The following is a 24,008-nucleotide window of genomic DNA, read 5'->3' on the forward strand; positions in this document are numbered from 1 at the left end:
ACTGTCTGTGAGTAAGATCCGGCAAGATCTGAACGGATGACCTCATAATGCTCAATGAACTTCTGTCTCTGGCCCAGGAAAGCACGCCGGAAAAACGCCACCAACTCGTCGATCATGTGACCGATTTGTTCGTACGAGGGGCCGAGAACTACCAGATGGAGGAGATCACGCTCTTCAACACGGTGCTCGAAGGCATGCTTCCGACGATGGAATCCGATCAGAAAAGAATGCTCTCCGAGCAACTGGCCCCGATCGACAATACGTCCAACGCAGTGGCCTACGAACTGGCACGCGAAGAGATCGATATCGCCAGGCCGATGCTGACGTCATCCAACGTGCTCAAGACCGAAGACATCCTGAAACTTGCAAAGACGATGGGTCAGGGTCACCTGCTGGCGATTTCGAAACGCAAGCATCTGGAACCGAATGTTACCGATGTGCTGCTGGAACGCGGCGAGAGCCCCGTCAAACAGTCGGTTGCGGCCAATGAAGGCGCGGAGATTTCCGAATGGGGATCACGGCTTCTGCTCAAACTGGCCGAGCGCGACGAGACCATCCGAGATGCCATGATGGAGCGCGCCGACATCACGGAATCCGATTATGACAAGCTGATCAACCAGATGCCGGATCAGCAGCAGTCCCGGATCCGCCAGTTGCGCGCGGACAACGAAGACCTCATCCGGGACCTGTTTCACAAGGCAAGCAAGGTCGTCGCGGGTTCCAGACTGGAGCGCAAGGCGACACGGATCAACGTGAAGGCCACACTGAAGGAAATCCGGGCCGGTCTGCGCTCGATCAGCAAATCGATCACACAGCTTGCCCTGTCCAACAATCTTCACGACATCAGTTTTCTGCTCTCGGAAATGGCGGGCCTTGAGCAGAAATACGTGACCAATGTGCTTGTCCGTTATGATGCCGCCGGGATTGCGGTGCTGTGCCGGGCGATCGGCGTGGAAAGCGACGATTACGCGGCCCTGTGCAAGGCGCGCGCGATGCACAACAAGCAATCGCAATCCACCGTCGACAACTGGGTGTCGGACTACCAGTCCCTGACGGAGCGGGACGCCCGCCGTCTGCTCTCCTACATGAAGATCCGGCTGCAGACGTTGCAGGGACAGGCGGCCTGAACCAGGGCAATGCCGCCGATCGCGACACTCAGTCCTTGTCGCTCCGGTAGTGCGTCACGACCGCCGCGCCGGCTTCCAGCGTCTTGTGAACCGGGCACTTGTCGGCAATTTCCAGCATGCGCGCGCGCGTGTCGGGGTCGAGATCACCTTCCAGGGTTATGATCCGCTCGAACCTGTCGATCCGGCCGGCTTTCTCCCTCAGGTCCCGGGAACAATCCTCGCAATCGGCCGCATGGACCTTGCCATGCAGAACCTGCGTGCCGATCCTGTCGACATTCAGACCCTTCCGGTCGGCGTACATGCGCAGGGTCATGACCGTGCAGGCACCAAGCGCCGCGGACAGGAAGCCGTAAGGCGACATGCCACTGTCCAGCCCGCCGTAGGCAGCCGGTTCGTCGGCAATCAGCCGGTGCGGGCCGCCGGCGACCATCGCCTGAAACTTGCCCTGACCGGTTTCGACCACCTCCACCCCATCCCCGGCTTCACCGGCGGATGCAACGGGCTCGGGATCGAGATAGCCGCTGACCCAACCGGCAATCACCCGGGCCGCATAGGCGGCGTCCGCGCTTCTGCTCAGAAGATGATCGGCCTTGTCCAGGGACACGAAGCTTTTCGGGTGCCTTGCGGCCACAAAGATGCCGGTCGCGTTGTCGATACCGACCGTGTCGTCAAGCGGCGCATGCATCACCAGAAGCGCCTTGCCGAGCCTGGACACCTTGTCGCGAACCGTCTGCTCGGCCAGATCGTCCAGAAATTCACTGCGGATCGTGAAGGTCCGCCCCGCCAGGTCCACCTCTCCGGAACCGTCCCGACGTATATTCTCTTCCGCACCGTTGAAGTTATGGAGCACGTGGTCGGCATCGGCGGGCGCTCCGATGGTCACGACAGCCCGCGCCTCGGGGATGTCCCCGGCAACCGAAAGCACGGCCGCCCCACCCAGGGAGTGACCGATCAGCAGTTGGGGCGCCTCGTAGTTCCGGCGGAGAAAGTCCGCCGCGAGCTTCAGATCTGCCACGTTGGAAGAAAAGCCGGTCGAGGAAAAATCGCCGCCACTGCCGCCAAGCCCTGTGAAATCGAATCGGAGTACCGCAATCCCTTCGACCGCCAAAGCACCGGCAATGTGGCGGGCGGCCGGAATATCCTTGGAACAGGTGAAACAATGGGCGAAGAGCGCGAAAGCGCGGATTCTTCCGGCCGGAAGATCGAGGCGGGCGGCCAGCCTGGCGCCATGGGCACCGTCGAATTCCAGTTTCATGGGTCGGATTGACATTCGGGAACCTCCAGCTTCACTGCATCAGAGGTAGGCACGCGCGCAAGAGGTGCAAGTCACACCTTGGTGTGACAGCACCGATGCGCCCGCTGCCCGAGGCCCGTTCAAGGCAGCCCCCGGACAGCGGGCACGCTCGTATGTCCTCAGGACCTCAGGATTTTCTTGCTCGAATTCACGGCGTTCGCGATGCGCGTATAATGCACCTTGCGCTTCTTGGCATTCCCGCCGGACCGGAGCAACTTTGTCGCGGCTTCACTGACTGCCTGGGAGGCCTGGCCGCTAGCCTGGCGCAGGGCCTTCCGGGTCACCGCCCGGTAGGACTTGTTGCCCACCTTGATCTTGCCCGCCTTGCGGTCGACATTCTTGCCGACAATCCCGTTCAAGGTCCTTGAAAGCTTGCGCAGCTCGCCATTCACCGCCGAATAGTCCCGGCGGTTCCCCGTTGCGCCCGCCGCCTGCTTGTAGACCTGGCGCATGCAGTCGATCCGGTAGACCTTGTCGATGCGGCCGCATTCGGCGGTGCCACGGTTGATCTGTCGCACGATTGCCCCGGTCACATCATCGGCGAACACAAGCCTGACGGTGCCGGAACCTTCCGGACCGTAGCCGCGGTTGTCCGTCAGCAACCGCAATTCCGGAATGCCTGAAGGGGCCGGTTGCGGGTAGAGGTCTCCAGTGCGCGCGGCAAAGCCCGCCGCCGGGGTGGCGCAGACCATCAGCAAGCCCAGAAAAATGGAAAACAAATTGGCTGAATATGACTTATGCATCAGAAATTTCCCTTGTGTCACCTTAAGAAGTCTTGTTTTCGGCCAGACCGGCCCTGAAATGGGGTCGGTCGGATCAAATCGTCTTATTCTGAAATTCCATAGGCGCGCCGCAGCCCCCGCTGGGTTTGCGGGCCGAATTGCCCGTCTATGGCACCATCGTAGAATGCTCTTTCAGTCAGTTTTTTCTGAAGCGCACGCCGCGTGCCCTGCTTGAACATTGTCGGACGTTCCGAAAGCAGGTCGAGAACCTGTTCATTGCCCGTGCGCAAGGACTGGTAAAGATAGGCAGCCGCATCGTCGAGATCGCGGCCCTCCACCGTGCCGTCGTCTATGAGAGCTGCGAAATTGAACATGGCTTCGGGATGCCGAAGATCCGCGGCCCTGGCGAAATACGCCATCGCCTTGTTCGGATCGCGCGGAACGCCGAGCCCGCCCTGGAAATGCAGAAATCCGAGATCGTTGATGGCGTCCGCGAAATCCTTGTCCGCGGACAGGTGGAACAGCTTCAGGGCCCGCTCGATGTCCTGATCGACGCCGATCCCCTGCTCATAGAGCCTGGCCAGTTCGAACATCGCCTCCGGGTCGCCTTCGTCGGCCGCCTTCTGCAGCAGCGCCACGGCTGCCGCCGGATCGTATCTTTCCTCGTTGGGGTTCAGCCGCATGTAGGCCAATCCCTTGAGCGCCCTGATGTCGCCCTTGCCGGCAAGCACGGCCAGCTGTTTTTCCTGATCGACCTCCAGCTCACTCCAGGCATTCTTCCGCTCTTTGGCTTCCAGCGTGTTGATTGCCTGCTTCCGGCCGGCCAGGAAATAGGGTTCCCCCGACAGCGATCCGTATGTGTGCGGTTCCTGAAAGTTGTTCGTCGCCTTGAGAACCGTGTCGCGCACCTGCCGGAACGCAAGTCCGATCTCCAGATCGCTGGACTTGAGGGTCTCCGAAATCGCCAGGGCGAAGGGACTGTTGCGGCCGTCCCCGTCCAGAGCCGTCGCACCGTCCTTCGCCGCAAAGGCAACGAGCGTGCCTCTTTCGGGAGAGGGAGGGGCCAGTCCGTTCACCGTGGCCGGCTGATCAAGCGTGACGATCTCGAGGTTGCCGTCACGCGCGAACGGATCGTTCCGGCAGCTGTCCAGGATGACGATGCGGAGCTGGCGGGCCTTGTCGACCGCCCCCAGAATATCCTGGAGGGAGACAGATGTCTGCGCGACCTCCTTGCGGGAGGCCGCCGTGGAGTCCGCGGGAATCAGAAAGTTCTGACCGCCGACCTCGACCCCGTGACCCGCGAAATAGACGATCGCGACATCGGCGGTTTCGGCTTCGAACTCGAACCTGTCCAGAAGCGCGCGAAAGCCGTTCAGACCGAGATTGTATTCCTCGATCACGTCGAAGCGCAAAGACCTGAGCGTGTCGGCGATCAACGCACCGTCACGGACGGTGTTTTCCAGATCCGGAACGGTCAGATAATCTGAAATGCCAACCACGAGCGCGAGGCGTTTCTCGTTGAAGGGTTCAGCTTCCGCCGCTGTCCCGCGCACCGCTCCCGGCAATTGCAGGATGCACAGGACCAGCAGCGTGAACCACGCCGCAAAAAGCCTCTGCGATCGAACCGGTTGCAGCTTCGTGCCGCGCATAATGGACTGCCGTATCTCAAAACATAAAATAACTGCGAGATACTTGCCCGTATGCTTCTTGAAAGCAACCCTTGGCGGAAACTATCAGGTGTCCGCACCCGATTTCAGGATGCCCCGCAGCTTGCGCTGTTCGTCTTCGCTCAGGGGAACATTTTCCTCGGCAGAATCGCGCCCCCTGCGTTTGCGGCGCAGGGCCAGAAAAATCGCGATCAGCCCGGCAATCAGCGCCAGCGGCCCCGCCGCCCACAGCATCAAGGTGTGCCAGGCGAAGCGCGGCTTCAGCAGCACGAATTCACCGTAGCGCGACACCAGATAGTCGATGACTTCCTCGTTGCTGTCGCCGGCCACCAGCCGCTCGCGCACCAGAACCCTCAGATCCTTCGCCAGCGGTGCGTCGCTGTCGTCGATGGACTGGTTCTGGCAGACCATGCAGCGCAGCCCGGCCGAAAGCGTTCTGGCCCGGGTCTCGAGCGCCGGGTCGTCCAGGATCTCGTCCGGCGCCACGGCAAGCGCGGGCGTGGCGAAAACGCAAAGACACAGCAGCAGGGTTTTCATGAGGGTCCGGATCATCGCCCTACTCCGCCGCGGCCGTTTGGATCTTGCGCTTGCGCGCCGGCTTCGGCGCCCCCACCCGCAGCCGCCGGTCCGCCATGGAAAACACGGCGCCGAGCGCCATGATCACACAGCCGATCCAGATCAGGGTGATCAGCGGCTTGTAGTAGAGCCTGACGTTGACTGCCCCGTCGCCCCGGCTCTCGCCAAGCGAGAGATAGAGCTGGGAGAAACCGGTCGTGAAGATACCGGCTTCGGTCGTGGGCATCTGACGGGCGGTATAGATCCGCTTGGACGGTTCGAGCTCGGCTGCGAGCGCTCCCCCCTTGCGGAGAGAAAAGTGCCCGACTTCCTCGGTGTAGTTCGGTCCGCGCCGGGGCGCGGCGCCGTCGAAGGCAACCTGATAGCCGGCAAGTTCAACCGCATCGCCCGGGCGCATCGTCAGAACATGCTCCTCCTGGAAGGCCGACGCGGTGACGATGCCAAGCACGGTGACGCCAACGCCGAAATGCGCGGTCGCGGTGCCCCAGGCGGATCCCGGCAGGCCGACGAGCCGGGCGAACCCGCGCCGGGGGCCGATTTCGAAAAACTTCACACGCGTCACGATTTCCGATACGGCCCCCGCCATGACCCAGACGGCCAGGCCAACGCCGAGCGGAGCAAGCACCATGTCCATGCCCCAGGCATAAAACGTCCCGAGTGTCAGCAGCAGCGCAAGACCGAAGGCCGCATACAGTCTCTGGCAGGCCGCCGCCAGATCGGCGCGTTTCCAGGAGAGCATCGGTCCGAAGGGAACGGCCATGAGCAGCGGCACCATCAGCGGACCGAAGGTCAGGTTGAAGAAGGGCGCGCCGACGGAAATCTTCTCGCCGGTGATCGCGTCGAGCACGAGCGGATAGAGGGTACCGACCAGCACCGCCGCGCAAGCCGCGGTCAGGAACAGGTTGTTCAGCACAAGGCCGCCCTCCCGGCTGATGGGGGCGAACAGCCCGCCCTGCTTCAGCATCGGCGCCCGCCAGGCATACAGAGCCAGGGAACCGCCGATGAAAAAGCACAGCAAGGCAAGAATGAACACGCCGCGTGTCGGATCGGTCGCGAAGGCATGCACGGAGGTCAGCACACCCGAGCGGACCAGGAACGTTCCCAGCAACGACAGGGAGAACGTGAAGATCGCAAGCAGCACGGTCCACACCTTGAGTGCTTCCCGCTTTTCCATGACGATCGCGGAATGCAGCAGCGCGATGCCTGCCAGCCATGGCATGAAACTCGCATTTTCAACCGGATCCCAGAACCACCAGCCGCCCCAGCCCAGCTCGTAATAGGCCCAGTAGGACCCCATCGCGATGCCCAGGGTCAGAAAACACCAGGCCAGCAGTGTCCAGGGACGCACCCACCGGGCCCAGGCGGCATCGATGCGCCCGAGAATGAGGGCGGCGACGGCGAAGGAAAACGTGATCGAGAACCCGACATAGCCGACGTAAAGCAGCGGCGGGTGGATCGCCAGACCGATGTCCTGGAGGATCGGATTGAGATCCGCGCCTTCCAGCGGCGGGTTGGACACCCTGGTGAAGGGGTTGGACGTGGCCAGCAGGAACAGGATGAACCCCGCCGAAACCCAGCCCTGGACCGAAAGCGTCACAGCTCTCAGATCGGCCGGGAGATTGCCGCCGAAGACACCGACCAGGGCGCCGAAGAAAACCAGGATGAGCACCCAGAGCAGCATCGAGCCCTCGTGGTTTCCCCAGACGCCGGTGAACTTGTAGAGCAGCGGCTTGGCCGAATGGGAGTTTTCCACCACGTTCAGCACCGAGAAATCCGAGCTCAGGTACGCGGCGGTCAGGGCGACGAAGGACAAGAGGACCAGAACGAACAGGGTAACGGAGACAGGCGGCGCGATCGCCATCAGGCGGTCATCCCCGCTCAGGGCGCCCCAAACCGGCAGAACCGACTGGACCAGCGTCATGGCGAAAGCCAGTACCAGTGCGTAGTGTCCGAATTCGACAATCATATTCGATCCTCAGTCCAGCCGCGACCTGCCCGCAAAGTCAATTGGCGGCCTCTTCGCCGCCCTGCCAATGCCCCTGGTCCTTGAGCGCTTCGGCCACTTCCCTGGGAATGTAGTTTTCATCATGCTTCGCCAGAACGCTGTCCGCAACGAAGACCCCGTCGGCGCCCACGATACCTTCGGTCACAACCCCCTGCCCCTCGCGGAAGAGGTCCGGCAGGATGCCCTTGTAGGTCACCGGTATCACGTTCTCCAGGTCGGTCACGCGGAACCGCACCACGGCATTGTCGGAGCGGACGACCGAGCCTTCCTCGACAAGCCCGCCCAGCCGGATGCGCTGTCCGTCGGGACGGGACTGCTCTGCTATATCGGTGGGGCTCTGGAAGAAAACGATCTCGTCGTTCAGGGCGACCAGGATCAGTGCCAGGGCGACCGCCAGAACCGCGCCGGCCGTTCCGATGAGTGTCAACCGTCTTTGTTTACGTGTCATATGCGCACCGTTCGAAGTCCAATTCCACTGCGTCCGGCGTTTCGGACAGGGCCTCGCCTGCCGTCACGATCCCGTGAGACCGAGCTGGCCCGCCGCATCCTCTATCCGGGTCAAGTCCTCGGGGGTGCCTGCGAACGCGGCCCGGGCCGATTCCAGGGCCCTTTCCGCATCCTGCCTCTCTCCGAGAACCATATAGGCACGGATCAGCCGGTTCCATTCCTCGACGGAGCCGCCTTCTGCCTGAAGACGCTCGGCGAGACCCGAGACCATGTTGCGGATCATCGATTGCTGGTCGTCCGCACTCATTTCCCGAGCCGCGGCAATGTCCTCGCCGCTCGGGCCGGGCAAGTCGGCAGCCGGTGCTTCGGTGCCCGTGAGGCCCGCGAGCTCCCGCTGAGCCGCCCCGACCCATGGCGCCGCCGGGTCCGCGTCCTTCAACAGCGCCTGCCACGCTGCGACCGCGTCGTCCGTGCGCCCTTCCTGTCCGAGCGCGATGGCGAGAAAGAACCTCGGCTTCACCGCGTCCGGGGAAAGAGTGACCGCGTGTTCGAAGGCCTGCCGGGCATCCGCCGTGATCAGCCCCTGGTTGGCAATCATCAGCGCCTCGCCCATGTCGGTGAGCCAATCCTGGCGGGGTCCGAGAATACGGATTGCATTGGCATAGGCCCTGGCCGAGGCCAAGGGCTGGTCCAGGGACATGTAGACGGGGGCGACCACCGCCCAGCCCTGGCCGTCTTCCGGATTGTCCGCAAGATGCCGTTCCACCCGGGCCACGAGCACATCCACATTCTGGTTCTGAGCGGGCGCCGAAAGGCGGGCAACCAGCGGCTGGTCGGGCTGACCGGGCGATCCGAGCAAGAGATAAAGCCCGCAGGCCGCAGCGGGGAGCGCGAACAGGGCAACAGCCTGCGCCACCCTGAGCCGGGGACGTTTGCCACTCTTGAGCGACGGGTCGGTGTCCCTGTCGTGGGCGGCCAGAAGCCGGCGGGCGATCTCGGTACGCGCGGCCTCGGCCGCTTCCGCCTCGATGAGTCCGCGGTCCAGTTCCGCTTCAATCGCCTGCAACTGGTCGCGGTAAACCGCCTCGTCGGCGTGCATGGCCCCATCGTCCGGCGAAGCGCGTTTGCGCGTCAGCGGTACCAACACCGACAGCGCGGCCACGCCTGTCAGAAAAGCGATCAGGATCCAGAAGGTCATTGCAGCACTATAGACCGTTCAATGCGGACAAAAGCAAGGCGGCCGTGCTGTGACCGGGGGTCGCGGCTCGCACTCCGCAGGGGCTTGCCCGAACGGCTCGGCATTCAGGGGCGGAAGACGAAAGTTCAGCGACGACCGAGCGCATTGGCGACGAGCTTGCGCTCCGGACTTGGCGCGCCCGCGGTGCCAGCCTGATTGGCGTGGGCCTTGGCCAGGGCGGATTGACGGCTGCGGCGCAACTGGGCGGCATAATCCGAACCGAAATAGATTTCGGACAGCATGATGGCCACGTCCGCCGCCGCCATCTGGGCCTCCAACTGGGGAGCACGCAGTTTTCCCAGATCCGTGATCAGGGACCGGGCGAGGATCTCGAGCGTCTGTTCGACGGCTTGCCGTGTGCGCTTGCCGATGTCGTTCACGGCGAATGTCTCGGAAGCATTGCGCACCATGTTGACGACACGAAGGGCGCGCACGGCATCGTCTATCGCCCTCTTGTCCACCTGCAACGTTCCGGTCTCGTCAAACTTGGGCACCTGCAGTGCCTTGCGGACGCTGCTGTGGGCGCCGTTCAGTTCTCCGGTGACCACACCGGAAATGCTGCGTTTGGTGTCGGCGAGCTGTTTTTGCCACTTGCCGGCTGCCGACAGGTCCATATCGCGTTCGACGCCGCGGACCAGCGTGTGATATTCGGACAGGGCCTGTGAAAAGGCGACCGGGTCCGGATTGTGGTTGCGGTGATCGAGGGCCAGGATCTGCAACCGTTCGGCTTCGCTCATGACCATGTCCACGAACGGGGCGAACGGCGACCCGGCAATCGCCTTGGCATCGGTGTCGCCGGCCAGACGGCCCGCGAAGGCACACAGGGCGGAGGGCGTCTCGGCGCGTTCCACCAGGGCTGCCGCGATCACCGGCACATGGTCCGGAAAGCGCGCGGAGCAGTTGTCGACCATGCGCAGGACATCGGTGTCGCGCTTCAGCCGGTTTTCATTGATGCGGTCCGGAATGTTCTGAAGGAACGGCATCAACCAGCGTTCAGCCGCAAAGATCTTCTGGATGTCGCGCAATTCGGCAATGCCGCGCGCGCCGCCGAGTTCGGCGGCCATCCGGCGGTGTTCCTTTTCGGAGATCTCTGCCTGGCGCAGCTTTTCGCCGACAGCCTCGACCGCGCGTGAGCGCAGGGCCTGAACGAGCGCATCGATGCGCTCGCCGCTGACGGCGGCATTGCCTGCCTGTTCGAGAACCATGCGGACATCGGCCGACATCACATCACGGCCAAGCCATTTCCAGATGCGGTCAAGCATGCCGCGGTGAACGCGGCCTTCCTGCCGGTTCGGCAGGGTTTCATTGATGAGAAAGGCCGTCAGCGGTGCGAAGAACATGCGCTGGATCTGGCCGCGCCGCTGCTCACCACCGGGAACATCCGTGAGGACCGGCTGCGGCTTGCGCAACAGCGCCACGGCGGCTGACAGGACCAACTGAAGATTCGGGTCGGCATCCTTCTGGGTCTTCGCCCGTTCCAGATTTCGGACCAGGGCCTGGACCGCTTGAGGGCGCAGGCTGCCGAGGTAAGTCTTCAGTTTGGTTTCAAGCTGGTCCGAATAGGTCATTCACAGCATCAACATCGCGGTCCCTTTGGCGGCGATACTAACGGCAGAAGACTTAAGCAAGTATTGAGAAAAAGCAGTCACTTGGCGGCCGGAAAACGGCTCCCGGAACGGGTCAGCCGATCACCTGCCACTTGCCGCGTTCGGATTCGCAGGCGGCCCCGCGCGCCTGAAGCACGCGTCCGTTGACCACCATCTCGTGGGTGAATTCCCGGCAACTGGTGTCATTGACGAAATAGACGGGGCCGGGCCGGACCTGGCCGCTGCGTCCCGTGCGATCGTTCTGCCATGCCACCGAGACGCCGACACCGCGCGCGCGCAACGCCCTGTCCTGCGCCTCTTCCGCGGCCCGGCGATCGGATGGATCGAGCGCATCGCCCAATTCGTTGTTCACGAGGACGGATATCGCCGTATTTGCCTCCGACCTGGTCCCATTCGCGTTCGGGTCGCCGAAGAAGCTTCCCCAACCCGCCGGTTCCTTGGAACCGGACGTCAGGGAGCATCCGGCCAGGACCATGGCAAGAGCAAGACATGTGGCACCGCGCAAACGCATGCGTGAAAGCTCCCGGAGGGGTGGAAACCGGCGCGTGCCGGCAATCGACTCATTGTTATTTTCCATTTGTGGCCGAACTTGGCCACAAACAGGTCTTTGTGGGTGTGTTTTGTGTCACACTTTATCACGGTAACGGCATCGCCGCTCCGGCGAAGACCGACAGATAGCCGCTATTCCTTGCGCAGCGCCGGAAGGACGAGCCGCGCTCTCAATCCTCCCAGATCGGACCCGTCCAGATCGAACGTACCGCCGTAAAGGGCCACGAGATCGGCGACGATCGACAGTCCGAGACCGGTTCCCGGAACGGTCTCGTCAAGCCGTCTGCCGCGCTTGACGGCCTCGGCCCGCTGGCCGGGCGTCAGCCCCGGTCCGTCATCCTCCACCGTGATGGCGAACATGTCCCTGTTGCTGGCGGGATCGATCAGCGGCGCGACACGGACGGTGACCCTGGAGCCGGCCCATTTGCAGGCATTGTCGATGAGGTTGCCGCTCATTTCCTCAAGATCCTGGCTTTCTCCGCGGAAACGGATCTCCTCCTGCTGATCGAAGCCAATCTCCATGCCCTTGTCCCGGTAGATCTTGTCCATGGCGCGGATCAGCCTGGACAGCACCGGTTCGGTCTCGCAGGACACCCCGATGACACGGTGCTGCGCCGCCATGCGCGCCCGCTCCAGGTGATGCTGGATCTGGGTGGACATGATCCCCGCCTGTTCGGAGACCTTGTCGGCCAGCGGGCCTCCCGAGGCCCGCGCCTCGTTGGCGATCACCGACAGCGGGGTCTTCAGACCATGCGCCAGATTGCCCACATGGGTCCGGGCCCGCTCGACGATCTCCCTGTTGGAAACGATCAGCGCGTTCAGTTCGACCGCCAGCGGCGCGATCTCGCGCGGCAGGGCCTCGTCTATCCGGTCCGCCTCCCCCTGGCGCACGGCGGTGAGCGAGGCACGCAGCCGGCCCAGCGGGCGCAAACCGATCCGGACCTGCAGGAAGATCGCAAGGATGAGCCCGATGCCGACGATACACAGGGTCAGCGCGACCAGGCGCCCGAACTCGGAAACTTCCGCCCAGAAAACCGCTGTCGAAGCACCCACGGCGATGACATAGGGAACATCCTCGATGGTGATGCGCTGCTGCAGGACCCGGATCTCGTCGCCCTTCGGTCCGACGATGAACCCGGCGCTGGTGTCGTCCTGCCCGATCGCAGGCGCGTTCAGCGGATCGCCGACAAGGGATTGCGATGCATAAAGGATAGACGGGTCATCCGCCCGGCGCACAGTCCAGTACCAGCCGGACAAGGGCAACGAGAAGCGCGGGTCGCCCCGGTAGCTCGGCGCGGTCACCTGCGCCCGTGGCGTCGCCGGCGAACCGTCCACGTCGGTTTGCAGCATTTCCGAAATCAGGGCGTTGATGTGAATTTCGAGCTGGGCATCGAAAGCCCGTTCGCTCGCCCGCTGGTAAAGGCTCACCAGAAAGATGCCGGCCAGCGCCAGCGCGACCGCGGACCAGATGGCCGCAACAAAGACCAGACGGGCCGACAGCGACCGCTGCGGCCCGGACGTCTGCCGGATTGCGGCCGGGGCGGCCGGATCAGTCGTCACCTGCGGCTCCAAGGCGGTAGCCGAGGCCCCGAATGGTCTCGATCAGATCCGAGCCGATCTTCTTGCGCAAGCGGCCGACAAACACCTCGACCGTGTTGGAATCCCGGTCGAAGTCCTGATCGTACAGGTGCTCGGTCAGCTCCGTCCTCGAGATCACCTTGCCCTGGTGATGCAGGAGATAGGACAGCAGACGGTATTCATGGGAGGTCAGCTTGATCGCGCCGCCATCGACCGTCACCCGGCCGGCGCGCAGATCGAGCCGGACAGGTCCGCAGGTCAGCTCGTTGGAGGCATGCCCGGCGGCGCGCCGGACCAGCGCGCGCACCCTGGCCAGCACCTCCTCCATGTGAAAGGGCTTGGCGACATAGTCATCCGCGCCGGCATCGATCCCGGCGACCTTGTCGGACCAGCGGTCGCGAGCCGTCAGGATCAGCACCGGCATGGTGCGCCCGTCCCGGCGCCAGGTTTCCAGAACCGACAGACCATCCAGCGTCGGCAGGCCCAGATCCAGCACGACCGCGTCATAGGGTTCGGTATCGCCCAGATGATGCCCGTCCTCGCCGTCCGTGGCGCTGTCGACCACATAGCCGGCCTCTTCCAGGGCGGTAACGAGCTGGCGGTTCAGATCGGTGTCGTCTTCAACAACAAGAATGCGCATGAGGTCCGGCTTTTCAAAGGTTCAGTGAGGTGAGACGCTGTGCCAACGGATGCGGTGCCCCTCGGGGTACCAACTTAAGCGCACCCTAACGGGCGTTGACTGTGACAGTTGTCACCTTGCCGCCGTTCTTGACCGACAGCACATAGACATAGCCGCCGCCCTGCTCACAAAGCTGGGCTTTCAGAATGTCCCCCTTCACCCGGCCGGCGACAGAACCCAGCGGTGCCGCCTTGCCGCTGGCAACGACCTTGCGGGCCTGCGCATCCGACAGACAGGCCGCCTGCGCCGGAGCCACCGCGGCGCACAAGAATATGAATAGGAAAAATATCTGTTTCACGGGTCCGATTCCGGTTCTGCTCACGAAGTGTTGGGCAAGGTGTAATCAATTTCACATGAACGCAAGCTGAACCAGGGAATGGGGGTGGGAGGAACCGTCAGGTCCCGACCGTCGTTTCGGCGAAACAGGCCCTCAGAGGAATTGCATGCACCGTCCCTTCCGGCCAGGAGCGGTCGTTGGGGAGAGAAGCGGAGAAGGGCTGCTTTTGACCAAATAGGCGCCGCTCGCGAGAGTTCATGGCCACAGCTGAGGGCGCGTCACTCGGGGCTTGGGGGACTTTCACGTCGGAACCATGCCGACGAGATGGTACGTGGCTCCAGCGAAACGTTATCACGGATTAGTCTCGAATGACCCATTGCTTGAAGCTCGGGGCCAATTCGTCACAGGATGCGAGAATGAGGTCACGTGACTGGAATGGGCCCGCGTCGTCGATGATTGGGGAGACGGTCAGGCATTGCGTCGCATCCGTGCCCAGGCGCAATTCCATGCTGGCCTCATCATAGGTGAATTTCTGGTTTGAAGCCGAGTTGTCGCAATCGATCAAACCGAACGGATTTACGGCGTTTTCTGGCGCGTTGTACGCCATGCACTTGTTCTCGTAGGTCGCGGAAGCAATCATACCGCTGTCTGGAGAATAGGAAAAAAGTACGTCGTCGCCTGCGGGTTTGCAGGAGTGCGCATGAAGCAGATCAGTGAATTCGCGGCCATCGGTGTCGATACACCAGCCAAGCATGGCCTCTTCCTCCAGGTTGTCGGCGAGATAAATCACGGGCCCTACTGTCTTAATTTCAGGAGCATCGGCAAACGACGCTTGAGGGACGGTCAGGCCAATTAAAGCAGCGATCATGGTGGTGTAAATCGGAGTTGTGTTTTTCATGGGTCAATCCTGTCCGAATGGGTCATTTTTCGAATTGCTGTTGAAAGTCGCGAATACGGGCGGCGTTAACGCCTCGATCACTGCGACCGATGCGGGAAACACTGCGCATGTCAACGCGGCTACCACTTCCTAGCTCAGTCACGACAACCACAACATCATCTGCAAAGTAAAAGACGGATGTCCGTGCCGTCGCCTCGAATCGATGGTTTTCTGCGTCAGACGCGATGATTTCCCAACCCATATCCTGAGCAACCTCCAGAGCGCGGGCATAGGCAGCATCAGCCGCGAGGTCGGTTTCTAGCGGTGCGATATCAGGATAAGCAGCAGCCTGGATTTCAGCGACTTTTGCTCCAGCATATTCGAGTGAAGTGCGGGCACCCTCGCGCGTATCATCCAATACTAAGAATGCTGGTGGATTGGCCGTGTCGGTGGTGATGTCATTGATCGGCGCAGAACGCACAGGAGGATTGCTTGTCGAAGTGATCATCGGCACCAGGCAGAGCACACCAATGAAAGTTGCAACGCCGCCTGAAATGGCTCTGCCTTTTTCTTTTCGGAGAACGTGAATAATCATTGCGAGCAAGCCGACACCGGTAATCACTGCGCCCAGTGGATTGAGGAAATTTCGGTAGAGCCCAAGGCCAGTAGTCGGTTCCCAGAGACCCAATCGCGCTCCAAACAGCATAAGGGCTACGCACATTGCACCTATGATGGCGACCATAAGAGCGATCTTTCCCGCTTGTTTCATTTTCTTTCCAGCCCTTAACTTGCGTACAGACAAGTTGCTTGGTATGCATTTTTTGCAGACTATGCAAGGTTTTGATCAATGACACTTTCGTTACGACAGAAGCGGCGACAGGAAACTGCGCTTGAAATCCAGAGAGCCACTCTGGAAATAGCCATGCAAAACGGCCTTGAAAACATAACAACAGAAGGCATCGCCGCCGCCTCTGGCGTCAGCACGAGAACGTTCTTCAACTATTATGCCAACAAGGAAGCCGCCGCGATCGGGCATCCCCCGGGCTTTAGTGAGGAAGACAAAGAAATCTTGCGCCAAGGATCAGGATCGATTGCGGCAGATATCAAACAGCTTTTGGACAGGCAAATGGAAGCTCTGGCGGGAGATGAAGACATTCTTCGGATGGTGGGAAAAGTCCTCCGGTCGAATGAGAAAGCGCGCGGCATCCTTGACGGGTTTTTAACTGCCGAACGCGACGAACTCACACAGGCTCTTTGCAAGCGCACGGGTAATCGTCAAACCGCCACCGCGCTCGCAACCTTTGTTACCGACACGATAGGAAAGGCTATTTACCTTTGGGAGCACGAAGAAGACTTGTCTCTTGGTGCTGCGTTGGATGTTGTCTGGGAGGGTCTGATAGGCGCGTCACGACTTCTTCTTTCGCCCACCAATTCTAGCCTGAATGGTGATGAGGTGCCAAAATCTCTCCCTTAAGCAATCAGCCTCTTTTCTCCAATACGCGATGACGGAGAACAGTGAACGGCGGCTTGATCCCGCATTGCAGCCGTTCGGTTAAACCGCAACAAAAGGTCCACTTCCCGCCCTGGCCGGGCATTCAATCAGCCACGGTTAGCGACAGCATTCGAGGCAACGTCTTGTGCCCCCGTGAACACACGCATCCCTCAGCCCAACGCAACCGGCAAATCACGCGCCCCGTGCAGCATACGGATAACTCTCACCTCGTCGCTTGCTTGAAGACAGAAAATCAGGTAGCGCCCGTGTCGAGCTGAACGCACGCCCTCGCACACATCGTCACGCCGGGGGAAACTATCGGGACGCTCGGCAGCCTGGCGCATCGTGGCTTCGATCTCGGCGAGAAACGACACCGCACGATCAGGACTGTCGCGGGCGATGAAGTCTCCGATTTCAACAAGATCATCCCGGGCAGCAGGCAGAATAAGCAGGTCAGGCACGGGTCAGGGTTTCGCTGTGTACCGCGCGCGGAGTTCCGCGAAGACCTGATCCGCGGAAATGGCCGGGCCGCTGTCCAGACCGGCCTTGATCGCCGCGCGCAAGGCTTCCAGTTCCTGCCGCTCCGTGTCCCGTTTGCGGGTCCAGTCGCGCAATGCCTCGCGGACAACTTCACTCGTCGAGGCGTATTCTCCGCCAGCAACCGTCTGGCGCAAGGTTTCGGCCATTTCGGGGGGCATGGTGATCGTCATTCGTTCCACTGCAGCCATAAGGGTCCCTCCTGCTGTCGCAGCGTAGTTACTCATGATTGTGAGTCAGATGTCAGCACGAGGGGCGCGTATCACCGAGCCTGTTCGATGCCGAACAGGCGACGAAAGAGTTCGACGAACAGGCCGAATGGCCGCGCGAGCAGGACCATGAACACAATGGCCGAACCGATCGCGACGAGGGCTTCCGTCGCGCTCGCCCCCGCGATCATGAGCGTCGCCCCATAGACAGGGACCTGGAACACCAGAAAGGCGGCAATATCCACCGCCACGGTGCTCAAACGCCCGCGCGGTTGCACCTGTGAGAAAAGCCAGTCGCGCCAGAAGGTGTAGGGGCGTCCCGTCGCGATCATCACCGGGATCATGACAAGCCGGGTCGTCAGGACGGAGGCAAGGTCCATTCCCGCGATCACGAGTTCCGAAAAGGTCGCGAACACGGTGAAAAACACAATCGTGGCAATGGTGTCGATGATCGAAGTGCGCATGAAAGCCCTTTAACATACCAGGGGCACAAGTAAATCAACCCGGCGGTTTCATCTACGGACGCCAACGGGCTGAACCGAAGCATCCACGGCGACCGGCTGCCGGTGGGACCGTCAGAAGGCACACAACGAAGGCCAGGACAATTCTACCAAACTCAACAAACAGGAACCCGTTCGACCATGACATGAGAGTGTTCCGCGAGCTGCGCGTCGCGAGGCGACACCGGCTGGATCCCCGCGCGATGGCGGGGAAGGCGCCTCGGGGGTGGCGGGGCTGCGGGTCCCGATAGCTCTTTCCGCTTGCAGCCGAGTGGGGGCCCCCTCTCGGCGTCATCAACTCAGTTGAATCAAGAAGAGGCTGATCACCACCCTCGGGGTCACCCCGGACGCAGCGCAGCGAAGATCCGGGGCCTACTCGTTTGCAGAGCTTCTGTTGGATGTCCTGTGGATCACTGCATATGCGAACCTCCTGGCCAGCGACAGGAGTGCAGCCATTCGCAGCACGGCTTGCGCAAACCGCTGTTGCTTCTGCAAGCGGCATCGCGAGTAGGCCCCGGCTCGGCGCTGCGCTTGGCCGGGGTGACACCGAGGGTGGTGATCAGCCTCTTTTTCGATCAACAGAGTTGATGACAGAAGAGACAGGCACAAGCGCTGCCGCGCCTCGGAGCGCACTTGACCGGCCAGTCTATCCCGAAACGGCCCCTCCCCTACAGCGCCACCAGATCCTCCGTCTGCAAATCATCGTAGCGGCCCTTGAAGTGGTCGAACACCTGCAGGGTGCGGCGGGCGATGCCGGTCCAGCCGAAGACGCGCCGGGCGAAGCGGGCGCCTTCCACGGACAGGGTCTCGCGCAGCCAGGGATATTGCATCGGCATGTTGAGCATGGCGGCGAATTCTTCCGGCCGCTTCGGATCGGCGACCAGGGCATGCCGGCCGAACTCGATCTGGTCGAACAGGCCGCCATGGACCGTGACCACGGTCGGCGTGCCGCAGGCCATGGCTTCCACCGCGGTCATGCCGAAGGGCTCGTAGCGGGACGGCAATGCGAAGATGCCCGGCGCCCGGTAGAAATCGGCAAGGTCCTCGTCGGCGACATATCCTCGCCAGCTTATGGAATCCGCCACGCCCTTTTCGGCAGCGACCTGCTTCCACTGGTCCAGGAGGGCGATGTCGCTGTCCGAATTGGCGCCCGCCGCCAGCACGAGCGTGCGTCCGGCTGAAGCTTCAGGAGGCTGGGAAGGGCCTCGATCGCAAGGTCGTACCCCTTGTTCTCGGCGGCCCGGCCGACGACGTAGATATCGGTGTCCCGAAAATCGTGTTTCTGGCGCACTGCGGCCACCTTGCCCGGCGTGGCGGGCGTAAAGCGGCCTTCGTCGATCCCGGGCGGGATCATGGAGATATGGTCCCTGGGGAGCTGATATTGCTCGACGATCAGATCTGTCTGCTGCTCGGTCGTCGCAATGACATGATCGCAATTGCGGTAGAGCACGAATTCCTTCTGGATGCGTTCCTCGAAGCGGTAGCCCGCCATCTCCTCTTCGCTGGCTCCGGCCATGTCGTGGCGTTTCCACCAGCCGAGCGAATGCGGCGTGTGGATATGGGGGATCTGCAGTTCCTCGGCGATTTTCTGACCCGAGACGCCCGCATCCCAGTAGTGGCTGTTGATGACATCGTACTGGATGTTGCGGTGACGGATCATGGCAAGCGCGTTGGTGACAAAATCGCCGTACCAGTCGTGCATGTCCTCCTTGCGGATGAAGTCGTCGCCGCCGAAGGGAACGCGCACCACGCGCAGATTGTCATTGACGACATCCTCGGCCGGCTGGCCTTCAAACTGGCGGGTCATGACATCGACCCTGTAGCCGAGCCGGGCAAAGCGCTTGGCGAGCTCCAGCACGAAAACCACCTGGCCGCCCGTGTCCGGTTTTCCGAGTTCGGGCGAGCCCGCGACATAGCCGTGCAGCGAAATCATCAGAAGTGATCCGATGTTGTGCTTGTTCATGTGGTCCAACCTTTTCCTGTGGGCGTGTGGCTCCATCTTCCCAGGCCATTTTTTTTGTTTTTGATCGTCGATCCGCCCGCCGTGTTCCGGAAGGACTGGATATGCGGCCTACTGCTCCGGCAGCAGGCCGAATTCGATCAGCCCCTCGAGAACCCCGGCGGCATGATGCGCTGTCGCGCGGTAGGTCTTGTGACGCGGCATGGTTGCGAGAAGTTCCTCGCGCGCGTTGCCGACCGCGATGGCGCGGCCGGCGGCTTCGAACAAGGCCAGGTCGTTGCCTGAATCGCCCGCTGCGACAGTCCGCTCGACAGGGATGCCCAAGTGCCCGGCAAGGTGACGCATGGCGGCGTCCTTGCCAGCTTCGGGCGCCAGGATGTCCAGATCGGCGGCACCGGAATAGATCGACCTGAAGGCAATGCCCTCCTTCCGGAGACGCTCCAGAACCCTGTCCGCGTCCTCCCGGCCGGCCACGGCGAAACTCGCCTTGCCCTCGGTCTGGAAGATGTCCTCGTGCGCTGTGTAGCCCATGCCCTCGACCAGTTTGCGGATTTCCCTGTCGGGCCAGTCAATGAATTGCCGGCGCCAGGTGTCCAGAAAGGAACGGCCCAGACGGATTTCGGTTCCCAAACCGGTGATGATCGCATCCGGCCGGAAGTCGTCCGGAAAATAATCCGCGAGTGTCCTGTCCACGCTCGCGGCCGGCCGGCTCGAGTTCAGGGCAAGGCGGATGGTGCCGGGGTGCGCCTTGAGACGATCCCACAACCGAGCGAGGTCGGCGCGGCTTCCGGTCAGGGTGTCGTCGATGTCGCTGACCAGCAGCCACGGATCCGGACTGCCGTTCGCCTCACTCACAAGTCCTCCGCCTCCGTATCGGGGGCCGGGTTCGTCGCGGTGTAGACCGTTTCAACGGCGTCCTCGCTGACAGGCCGGCTCAGGGTCTCGACGTGAAGATCCTTCAGGCAGACCGCCGCGCTTTCGGTGTAGAAACCGATGCCGCCTTCGGTGAAACTGTCATCGACCAGCGACAGCACGACATGTCCGTCGATGGAGAACTCCAGATACATGCCGTGGGCAACCACCTCGATCCACCAGGGGCCGTGATCGCTGCCCCGGAATTGCGCTTCCTGAAGGGGCTCGTAGCGGAAGGCATGTTCGAATTCCGGTGTCGGGTTCGCCCCCCAGGCGCGGATCTGGGCAACGCCGTTCACCAGGTCCAGCGACAGGTAATAGCCGTCGCCCTCCTCGTTCATGCGCAGGACCAGTCCGGTCTTGCCGAGCCCTTCCAGCATCAGACTGGCGCGCAGCCGGAAGTCCTCATGCTGTCCGGGCACCATGAAGGCCTCGTATCCGCTCTTGCAGGACAGGTGCAGGCCGTCGGGCCGGTCGACCGCGGACGCATGCGGATTGTCGTACAGGAACTTGCACTGGTACGACGCGGTCACGATCTGCCGCCCGGTGATGAGCGAATCGAAGACCGAACTGGATTTCAGTTTCAGACGCCCGGCACTGTCCGTGACCATTTCCTTCGGCGGCGGCAACAGCTTCTTCACCACTTCGCGTCCGTAGACATTTTCCGTCTTGGAGAAGAAGTTGAACAACAGCAACTTGTCGTCGGTGCGGCAGATGCGGCCCGCGTAGTTGCCAGTCGGCAGGATCACGTTGTTGAAAAAGTTCTGGTACGGGCCTTCAAGCGCATCGGCATACCAGTAGTGGATCTTGATATCCTCCCGGATCGACCCCATCAGGTAGAAGCGCCCGTCCAGCTTGAACAGGTTCGGCACCTCGACGTTGTCATAGAGGCCGGGACGGTACAGCGGCGCCTCAAAGTCGAATACGTCGGGCGTCACTTCCCGCGCCAGTCCGACACAGCCCCGGCGGATGACCGGTCCGTCCTTGATCCGCGCCGTGCTGAGCAGAAGCCGGTCGCCGGTCTCCGCGTCCTGATAGAAAAACGGGTCCCGGAAGCTGACCCAGCGCCGGCCCTCGTCGATCGAACTCTCGTAGTGCGGTGCGGGAATTTCGAGCGGATAGTGGCCGTGATTGCAGCGGTCCCAGTGATAGAGATCCGTAGAACGGGCCATGCCGACCCTTTGCACCCGACCGTGTTCGGACCGCGCCAGTCCCGTATAGAACATGCGCCATTCGCCCGGACGGTCGGGGTCGGGTGTGACATGCATCGTCCACAGCATGTCGTCGTCCCAGTCTCCCGGTTCGCCGACAAACAGCGCGTTCCTGACCCGGCGCCAGGTCATTCCGTCGGAACTGACCGCATGGGCGATGAAGTCGTGATTGGGCAGCACCAGATGGAAGAGATGATAGGTGCCGTCATGATAAACGACATCGACGTCGCCGATATCAGACCGCAGAAATCCATGTGATGCATACATGCCCTAACCCTGCCCCAGTTGTTTCGGCCGGTTCAAGAGGCTCACCGAAAAAAATTTGCAGTGCAGCATTCCGGCAGTCCGGGAGGGTCCTGTTCGGCGCCGCGAGGCCCGGGTCCCTGTCCCGCTCAATTGATTTGCCATCTTCCGCAAAGGCTCTAGGATTTCAACATGTCCGGTCGACGCCTGCAGCCCTTGATGTCCCGGCGCCGGTTTTTCCTGCGCGAACGAGGTGTCATGGGCTGGTTGCAGCGGGTCCTGACCGTCGCCTTTCTGCTCGGCTGCGCACCGCAGGCACATGCCTGCTCGCTGTCGCTTGTGCTGGCAATGGATGGTTCGGCAAGCGTCGATGCGCAAGAACACGCGCTCCAGATCAACGGACTTGCGGATGCGCTTCGCGATCCCGAAGTGGTCCAGGCGATCATTGCCGTCGGCGGCATCTGGGTGACCAGTTTCGAATGGAGTGGCCGGCACAAGCAACTGGAGCAACTCGGCTGGAAGCACCTTTGGGACAATGCCAGCGCGAACGAGGCCGCCGAGATCCTGCGCCGGGCGCCGCGCGGCTACACGGAGTTCCCGACTGCGATCGGCTACGCCCTCGGGCATGCCGCGGTGCGCATGCAACAGGCGCCCCGGCGCTGTGCCCGCAAGGTCATCGACGTTGCCGGGGACGGCATCAACAACGACGGCTTCGGCCCGGAAAGCGCCTACAAGGCGTTCAACTTCGAGGGCGTTACAGTCAACGGTCTGGTCATTTCCGGCGCCGATACGCCGGCGGCGCGCTATTACGGCGCCAAGGTCATCAGGGGCCCCGGTGCCTTCGTCGAGGTGGCGGCGACCTATGACGACTATGCCGTCGCCATGAAACGCAAGCTCCTGCGGGAGATCTTCGGCAACGGCTACGCCGCTCTGGACGAGGATAGGGCCTCACCGGAGATGCTTTTCGCCGGGAGCCGCATCGTTCAAGATCACGTTCCTCCGTCGCCGGCCCTTCAGGCATCGCGCTTGCGTTTGTCCTCCTCCTCGAAAGAGCGGTAGAAATCCTTGAGGGTCTTGCCCGGCTCGGCAGCGAAATTGTCGCCTTCTTCCCGCAGTTCGGAAATCCGGTCGAGGCGGAAGACACGAAAATCCTGGCGGAGTTCGCACCAGGCAACGAGCGTCCAGACCTTGCCCCAGAACCAGAGCCCCAGAGGCCGGATCACCCGGCGGCTCGGATCGCCCTTGCTGTCGCTGTAGGCGATCGACAACCGTTTGCGCGCATCGGCCGCGACCTCCAGAAAATCGATATGTGCCCGGACCTGCTGGGTCATTTCCGGCGCGAAGGCATGGATCTCGATCTCGTTCTGACGTATCCGCCTCTTTTCCGGCAGGACAGCATCAATCTTGACCATTGCCTCCTCGGCGGCCCTGGCCATGGCGACACCGCCCCAGGCCCTGATGAGGCGCGCGCCGGCCAGCAGGGCAACGATTTCGTCGCGTGTGAACATGAGCGGCGGCAGGTCATAGCCGTCCCGCAGGATGTAGCCGACACCGGACGCGCCCTCGATCGGGACACCGGAGGCCTGAAGGTCGACCACATCGCGGTAGATCGTCCTTTCGGAGACCTCCAGCCATTCGGACAGCTGCCGGGCCCTGACGAGCCGACCGCCGCGCAGGTATTGCACGATCTGAAACAGGCGGTCGGCTCGTCTCATGACGTCAGGTCCTCAGGACGCGAACATTCCGACCGAATTGCCGTCCGGATCGATGCCATAGGCAAAGCGGCCCGCCGGAATTGCGATCGGATCGGAGATGACTTCGCCACCTGCTTTCGCAAATCGTTCCATGGTTGCTTCCAGGCTGTCCGGGCAAGCCAGGTGAATGGTCGGCCCCGTTCCCTTCTGCGCGGGCGTTCCCGGATAGAGGTGCCCCGCGACGCCACCCTGCTCTTTCGTTGGAAACATTGCAAATTCGTTCGGACCCATGTCCTTGACCCGTCCAAGGTCCGTCTTGAACACGTCGTTGTAAAAGCGGATCGCCTTGTCCAGATCCGAAACCGGGATTTCCATCCAGACCGTGAAATTATCGGGTGTAAAGCTCATCGGACGTCTCCTTCGTTGGTGTAACGGAGACCACGATTAGCAAACCCCTCCTGACAGCCTCCTGTCAGGAGAAAGCCTCAGTCTGTCTTTTGCAAGATCATGTGAAAACAGAACAAATTTTCGTACCTTTGCGTCGCTTCGAATGTCGCGTGACAATATCGGGCCAGCGATGACACCCGCGGGCACACCGGAGCAATATT

At 61.9% G+C, this 24,008-nt stretch carries 26 protein-coding genes; 3 read left to right on the plus strand and 23 right to left on the minus strand.

Features of this window, described 5'->3' with window-relative positions:
- Positions 1-47 precede the first annotated feature (47 nt).
- Complete coding sequence (locus tag AC0VX3_RS19670) at positions 48-1,127, plus strand: DUF2336 domain-containing protein (protein ID WP_475521933.1); 1,080 nt, start codon at positions 48-50, stop codon at positions 1,125-1,127.
- 28 nt (positions 1,128-1,155) lie between these two features.
- Here the strand turns inward: AC0VX3_RS19670 and AC0VX3_RS19675 are convergent, their stop codons facing one another.
- The 14 genes from AC0VX3_RS19675 to AC0VX3_RS19740 all read right to left on the minus strand — a co-directional run bounded on the left by AC0VX3_RS19675 (position 1,156) and on the right by AC0VX3_RS19740 (position 15,411).
- On the minus strand, positions 1,156-2,397 hold the full coding sequence (locus AC0VX3_RS19675; RefSeq protein WP_475521934.1) for a bifunctional alpha/beta hydrolase/OsmC family protein: 1,242 nt from the start codon (positions 2,395-2,397) through the stop codon (positions 1,156-1,158).
- 143 nt (positions 2,398-2,540) lie between these two features.
- Positions 2,541-3,164 carry a hypothetical protein gene (locus AC0VX3_RS19680; RefSeq protein WP_475521935.1) on the minus strand — a complete coding sequence of 208 codons (624 nt, stop codon included), beginning with the start codon at positions 3,162-3,164 and terminating at the stop codon, positions 2,541-2,543.
- Between the two features lie 83 nt (positions 3,165-3,247).
- Positions 3,248-4,792, minus strand: a complete 1,545-nt coding sequence (locus AC0VX3_RS19685; RefSeq protein WP_475521936.1) for a caspase family protein — start codon at positions 4,790-4,792, stop codon at positions 3,248-3,250.
- A gap of 84 nt (positions 4,793-4,876) precedes the next feature.
- On the minus strand, positions 4,877-5,362 hold the full coding sequence (locus AC0VX3_RS19690) for a cytochrome c-type biogenesis protein (protein ID WP_475521937.1): 486 nt from the start codon (positions 5,360-5,362) through the stop codon (positions 4,877-4,879).
- Positions 5,363-5,366: 4 nt separating this feature from the next.
- A complete protein-coding gene (locus tag AC0VX3_RS19695; protein WP_475521938.1) occupies positions 5,367-7,352 on the minus strand; it encodes a heme lyase CcmF/NrfE family subunit in 1,986 nt (661 codons plus the stop codon).
- Between the two features lie 37 nt (positions 7,353-7,389).
- On the minus strand, positions 7,390-7,839 hold the full coding sequence (gene ccmE / locus AC0VX3_RS19700) for a cytochrome c maturation protein CcmE (protein ID WP_342895776.1): 450 nt from the start codon (positions 7,837-7,839) through the stop codon (positions 7,390-7,392).
- 63 nt (positions 7,840-7,902) lie between these two features.
- Positions 7,903-9,036, minus strand: a complete 1,134-nt coding sequence (gene ccmI / locus AC0VX3_RS19705) for a c-type cytochrome biogenesis protein CcmI (protein WP_475521939.1) — start codon at positions 9,034-9,036, stop codon at positions 7,903-7,905.
- A 125-nt stretch (positions 9,037-9,161) separates the two neighbouring features.
- A complete protein-coding gene (locus AC0VX3_RS19710) occupies positions 9,162-10,643 on the minus strand; it encodes a hypothetical protein (protein ID WP_475521940.1) in 1,482 nt (493 codons plus the stop codon).
- 112 nt (positions 10,644-10,755) lie between these two features.
- Positions 10,756-11,193, minus strand: a complete 438-nt coding sequence (locus tag AC0VX3_RS19715; protein ID WP_342895773.1) for an RT0821/Lpp0805 family surface protein — start codon at positions 11,191-11,193, stop codon at positions 10,756-10,758.
- A 170-nt stretch (positions 11,194-11,363) separates the two neighbouring features.
- Positions 11,364-12,791, minus strand: coding sequence for an ATP-binding protein (locus AC0VX3_RS19720; protein WP_475521941.1), 1,428 nt, complete (start codon positions 12,789-12,791; stop codon positions 11,364-11,366).
- The gene (locus AC0VX3_RS19725; RefSeq protein ID WP_475521942.1) at positions 12,781-13,449 is read right to left on the minus strand and encodes a response regulator transcription factor; all 669 of its coding nucleotides are present in this window, start codon (positions 13,447-13,449) and stop codon (positions 12,781-12,783) included. Before AC0VX3_RS19725 ends, AC0VX3_RS19720 begins: the two co-directional genes overlap by 11 nt.
- Positions 13,450-13,534: 85 nt before the next feature.
- Positions 13,535-13,786, minus strand: a complete 252-nt coding sequence (locus tag AC0VX3_RS19730; RefSeq protein ID WP_348151129.1) for a PepSY domain-containing protein — start codon at positions 13,784-13,786, stop codon at positions 13,535-13,537.
- A 337-nt stretch (positions 13,787-14,123) separates the two neighbouring features.
- Positions 14,124-14,663 carry a ricin-type beta-trefoil lectin domain protein gene (locus AC0VX3_RS19735; RefSeq protein WP_475521943.1) on the minus strand — a complete coding sequence of 180 codons (540 nt, stop codon included), beginning with the start codon at positions 14,661-14,663 and terminating at the stop codon, positions 14,124-14,126.
- Between the two features lie 22 nt (positions 14,664-14,685).
- Positions 14,686-15,411 (minus strand): DUF1499 domain-containing protein, encoded by a 726-nt coding sequence (locus AC0VX3_RS19740; RefSeq protein ID WP_475521944.1) that lies wholly within the window; start codon positions 15,409-15,411, stop codon positions 14,686-14,688.
- Positions 15,412-15,489: 78 nt separating this feature from the next.
- Between AC0VX3_RS19740 and AC0VX3_RS19745 the strand changes: the two genes are divergently transcribed.
- Positions 15,490-16,116, plus strand: coding sequence for a TetR/AcrR family transcriptional regulator (locus tag AC0VX3_RS19745; protein ID WP_475521945.1), 627 nt, complete (start codon positions 15,490-15,492; stop codon positions 16,114-16,116).
- A 188-nt stretch (positions 16,117-16,304) separates the two neighbouring features.
- Here AC0VX3_RS19745 and AC0VX3_RS19750 read toward each other — a convergent pair whose 3' ends face one another.
- The 7 genes from AC0VX3_RS19750 to AC0VX3_RS19780 form a co-directional block, all read right to left on the minus strand.
- Positions 16,305-16,595, minus strand: coding sequence for a type II toxin-antitoxin system RelE/ParE family toxin (locus AC0VX3_RS19750; RefSeq protein ID WP_475521946.1), 291 nt, complete (start codon positions 16,593-16,595; stop codon positions 16,305-16,307).
- Positions 16,596-16,598: 3 nt separating this feature from the next.
- Positions 16,599-16,862, minus strand: a complete 264-nt coding sequence (locus AC0VX3_RS19755) for a type II toxin-antitoxin system ParD family antitoxin (protein ID WP_475521947.1) — start codon at positions 16,860-16,862, stop codon at positions 16,599-16,601.
- A gap of 71 nt (positions 16,863-16,933) precedes the next feature.
- Complete coding sequence (gene alaE / locus AC0VX3_RS19760) at positions 16,934-17,344, minus strand: L-alanine exporter AlaE (RefSeq protein ID WP_475521948.1); 411 nt, start codon at positions 17,342-17,344, stop codon at positions 16,934-16,936.
- Positions 17,345-18,048: 704 nt separating this feature from the next.
- Entirely contained in the window at positions 18,049-18,465 is a 417-nt protein-coding gene (locus tag AC0VX3_RS19765) for a glycosyltransferase (RefSeq protein WP_475521949.1), read from the minus strand.
- Entirely contained in the window at positions 18,450-19,343 is an 894-nt protein-coding gene (locus tag AC0VX3_RS19770; RefSeq protein ID WP_475521950.1) for a glycosyltransferase, read from the minus strand. Before AC0VX3_RS19770 ends, AC0VX3_RS19765 begins: the two co-directional genes overlap by 16 nt.
- A 108-nt stretch (positions 19,344-19,451) precedes the next feature.
- Entirely contained in the window at positions 19,452-20,195 is a 744-nt protein-coding gene (locus AC0VX3_RS19775; RefSeq protein ID WP_475521951.1) for an HAD-IIB family hydrolase, read from the minus strand.
- Positions 20,192-21,730 (minus strand): glycosyl hydrolase, encoded by a 1,539-nt coding sequence (locus AC0VX3_RS19780; RefSeq protein ID WP_475521952.1) that lies wholly within the window; start codon positions 21,728-21,730, stop codon positions 20,192-20,194. Before AC0VX3_RS19780 ends, AC0VX3_RS19775 begins: the two co-directional genes overlap by 4 nt.
- Before the next feature lie 168 nt (positions 21,731-21,898).
- On the opposite strand from AC0VX3_RS19780, the gene AC0VX3_RS19785 reads away from it, so the two are divergent.
- Complete coding sequence (locus AC0VX3_RS19785) at positions 21,899-22,765, plus strand: DUF1194 domain-containing protein (RefSeq protein ID WP_475521953.1); 867 nt, start codon at positions 21,899-21,901, stop codon at positions 22,763-22,765.
- On the opposite strand, the gene AC0VX3_RS19790 is transcribed toward AC0VX3_RS19785, so the two are convergent.
- Positions 22,720-23,421 carry a helix-turn-helix transcriptional regulator gene (locus AC0VX3_RS19790; RefSeq protein ID WP_475521954.1) on the minus strand — a complete coding sequence of 234 codons (702 nt, stop codon included), beginning with the start codon at positions 23,419-23,421 and terminating at the stop codon, positions 22,720-22,722. The two genes, AC0VX3_RS19785 and AC0VX3_RS19790, sit on opposite strands and share 46 nt — an antisense overlap.
- Before the next feature lie 12 nt (positions 23,422-23,433).
- Positions 23,434-23,808, minus strand: coding sequence for a VOC family protein (locus AC0VX3_RS19795; protein ID WP_475521955.1), 375 nt, complete (start codon positions 23,806-23,808; stop codon positions 23,434-23,436).
- Between the last annotated feature and the right edge of the window lie 200 nt (positions 23,809-24,008).

Source organism: Roseibium sp. QJM3NY_11, from assembly GCF_056173175.1.